General features: G+C 74.1%; 2 protein-coding genes. One reads left to right on the forward strand and one right to left on the reverse strand.

All coding sequences use genetic code 11. From position 1 onward, the window contains the following. Window positions 1-757 precede the first annotated feature (757 nt). Complete coding sequence (gene glmS, locus HUW36_RS27815; protein ID WP_174530846.1) at window positions 758-2671, forward strand: glutamine--fructose-6-phosphate transaminase (isomerizing); 1914 nt, start codon at window positions 758-760, stop codon at window positions 2669-2671. Window positions 2672-2722: 51 nt separating this feature from the next. Here the strand turns inward: glmS and HUW36_RS27820 are convergent. After that, window positions 2723-3805 (reverse strand): alpha/beta hydrolase (locus HUW36_RS27820; protein WP_174530847.1); only part of this gene is annotated, 1083 nt, incomplete at its 5' end.

Consider the following 3805-nt stretch of genomic DNA (forward strand, 5'->3'; position numbering starts at 1 on the left):
CCAGCGGGTCCGGCGGCGTCCAGGACGATGCCACCGGCGTCGCGGTCGGATCGTCGGGCGTCGCGGCCGGGTGGGCCGGTGCCGGGGGCGGGTCGCTCGGCCCGGGGCCCGGCTCGGGGGCGGGGGTCGTCTCCGACATCTGCTCAGCTCACAGGGGTACGGCGCGGACGTCCGCGGTGGGGGTGGGCGCGGCCCTCAATGTAGGGCGTCCCGGCCACGCCCGAGGCCCCGCCATGCCTCCCGACTCCCCGCTCCCGCTCGTGAATGCCGCCGGCGCGTGGGGGGTGACCACGCCAGTTCCGTGACGCCTCACCAAACGGCCTCCGCCCGAAAGCGATACCGCGCCGTCATATTCATGCCTCAGAGGCATGTCGCCCAACCCGCAATCCCCGTCCGGACCAGGTGACGATCAAGGAGTCGGCGTCGGAAGGTGGGGGCGTCGTCCGACCAGAACTCCTTGGTCCACAACGGTGACCGCACCTGGGACGCGCAGCCGCCCGCCGGTGCCGCGCACGCGCAGGTGACCGGGCCGCCGGGGGGCGGGGACGAGGGAGGGGCGGCCCGAGGGTGGGCGTTGGGTCGCATCGGTGCGGCCGCAGGGCCGGCGTGGCGGCCGTGTCGACCGGGCCATGCGCCACGCGGGATGAGCCGTTTTGTCCGATAAGGCGTCCCCGCACGCCGGTTCGCTCAAGTTCAGTGATCGTTAACCCGGCTTCCGAGCACGCGCGGTGAGCGAAACTCGGCTAGGCTGCGGACCATGTGTGGAATCGTGGGTTACGCCGGCGCGCGCCCGGCGCTCGGCATCGTGCTCGACGGACTGCGGCGGCTGGAATACCGCGGTTACGACTCGGCCGGGGTCGCCGTCGTCTGTGACGACGAGCTGCTGACCGAGAAGAAGGCCGGCAAGCTGGCCAACCTGGAGAAGGTCCTCTCCGAGCGGGCCGCGAGCAACCCCGAGGACTGCGCCGCCAGCCCGATCGGCATCGGCGACGGCACCACCGGCATCGGCCACACCCGGTGGGCCACGCACGGCGGCCCGACCGACCGCAACGCCCACCCCCACCTGGCCCCCGACGGCCGGGTCGCCGTGATCCACAACGGCATCATCGAGAACTTCGCGAAGCTGCGCGCCGAGCTGGAGGACGAGGGCGTCGAGTTCACCAGCGACACCGACACCGAGTGCGCCGCGCACCTGATCGCCCGCGCGCTGGCCGACCTGCGCTCGGCCGGTGAGACCGACAGCCCGCAGCTCCTCGCCGCCGCGATGCGCGTGGTGTGCGCGCGCCTGGAGGGCGCGTTCACGCTGCTCGCCGTCGACGCCGGCATCCCCGGCGCGGTGGTCGGCGCCCGCCGCAACTCGCCGCTGGTGGTGGGCCGGGGCGACGGCGAGAACTACCTGGCCAGCGACGTGGCGGCGTTCATCGAGCACACCCGCGACGCGGTCGAGCTGGGGCAGGACCAGATCGTCCTGATCACGCCGGACAGCATCGACATCACCGACTTCGCCGGCCAGCCGGCGAGCGGCAAGGACTTCCACATCGACTGGGACTCGTCGGCCGCCGAGAAGGGCGGCTACGACTGGTTCATGCTCAAGGAGATCGAGGAGCAGCCGCAGGCCATCGCCGACACGCTGCTCGGTCGGCTCACCGAGACGGGCGAGATCGCGCTCGACGAGGTCCGCCTCAGCGAGCAGGACCTGCGCGACGTCGACAAGATCTTCATCGTCGCCTGCGGCACCTCCTACCACGCCGGCCTGGTCGCCAAGTACGCCATCGAGCACTGGACCCGCATCCCCTGCGAGGTGGAGCTGGCCAGCGAGTTCCGCTACCGCGACCCGGTGCTGGACCGGTCCACGCTGATCGTGGTGATCTCGCAGTCCGGCGAGACGATGGACACGCTGATGGCGCTGCGCCACGCCAAGGAGCAGAAGGCCCGCGTGCTGGCCATCTGCAACACCAACGGCTCCACCATCCCGCGCGAGTCCGACGCGGTGCTCTACACCCACGGCGGCCCGGAGATCGCGGTCGCCTCCACCAAGGCGTTCCTCACCCAGGTCGTCGCGTGCTACCTGATCGGGCTGCACCTGGCCCAGGTGCGCGGCATCAAGTTCGCCGACGAGGTGGGCGCGGTGGTGGCCCAGCTCCAGGAGATGCCCGGCAAGCTGCGGGAGCTGCTGGACCGGATCGAGCCGGTCCGCGAGCTGGGCCGCGAGCTGAAGTCCGAGCCGACGGTGCTGTTCATCGGCCGGCACGTGGGCTACCCGGTCGCGCTGGAGGGTGCGTTGAAGCTCAAGGAGCTGGCGTACATGCACGCCGAGGGCTTCGCCGCCGGCGAGCTGAAGCACGGCCCCATCTCGCTGATCGACGAGGGTACGCCGGTGATCTGCATCGTGCCCTCGCCGGTCGGCCGGGGCATGCTGCACGACAAGGTCGTCTCCAACATCCAGGAGGTGCGCGCCCGCGGCGCCCGCACCATCGTGATCGCGGAGGAGGGCGACCAGGCGGTGGTCCGCTACGCCGACCACCTGATCTACGTGCCGCGTACGCCCACGCTGCTGGCCCCGCTGGTGACGACCGTGCCGCTCCAGGTGCTCGCCGCCGAGATCGCCGCCGCCCGTGGGCACGACGTCGACCAGCCGCGGAACCTCGCGAAGTCGGTCACGGTCGAGTAGCCGACCGGTTCCGGCCCCCTCCGCCCCCACGGCGGAGGGGGCCGGGTCGTCTCACCGGCCCAGCACGATGCGTGCCATCCCGTCCAGCGCCGGGTTGTCGGGATCCCAGTAACCGGTGTGGCCGTGCGGGCCGCTGGCGAAGCGCCGCCCGCCGAAGCCCGGGCCGCTCGGGTCCGCGCCGAACCAGAGGCGCCCGGGGTGCGGGTCGAGAGCGGCCAGCGCCGGACCGAGGGGCGTGCCGGCCAGCAGGGCCCGGCGGGCCAGCTCGTCCGGTGGACGGGCCATCCGGATCACGTCGTCGGACGCGGTCGCCGCCCACACCTGCCCGGCCGGCATCCGCAGCTCGGCGGCGTGGTCGACGCCGACCCCGGGAGACCCCACGAAGACCAGGGCGTCGGCGCCCAGGCCGTGGTCGCGGGCCGCGACGCCGACCACCACCGAGCCGTAGCTGTGCCCGAGCACCGTCTGCCGGGCCGGCGGTCCCTCGTGCGTGGCCCGCAACCCCTCCTGGAAGCGGTGCAGCGCCGGCCCGGCGTCCTCGGCCCGCCGGGTGCCCGCCGCATCGGTGAGGAGATCCGGCGCGTCGTAGTCCAGCCAGAGCAACGCCGCCGTCTCCGCGCCCGGCCCGATCGTGTGGCAGCGGTCCAGCACCCGGGCGGCGCGACCCAGCTCGGCCGGCGCGTCGGCGAGGTCCGAGGTCATGCCCGGCACGTAGGTCAGCACCGCGCCGGCCCGGTCGGGGTTGCCGAGCGCGACCACCGCCCGCCCGTCGCCGGCCGGGTCGAGACCCAGGAGGTACGCCCGGGGCGGCCCGGGCGCGGCCAGCCGCTCGGCCAGCCCGTCGAGCCCGCGCAGCGCCGCCTCCACCCCGGCCAGGCGGGCGCGGCGGTCCAACTCGAACGGCGCCGCCGGCAACGGGCGTGACAACGCGAGTCGACGCGCGAGCAGCTCCTCCCGCCGGTCGGCGAGCAGGAGCCGGTTGGCCTGGTCGCGGGCGGTCACGGGTATGCCGTCGAGCCGGCCCACCCGATCCGGCTCCCGCCCGACCAGCCACCGCCGTTCGGCCGGGGTCAGGCCGGTCCACCAGCGGCTCACCTCGGCCGGCCCCGCGCCCGGCCCGGGCCGCCAGGCGGG

It is taken from the genome of Micromonospora maritima, assembly GCF_902825405.1.
Lineage (GTDB): Bacteria > Actinomycetota > Actinomycetes > Mycobacteriales > Micromonosporaceae > Micromonospora > Micromonospora maritima.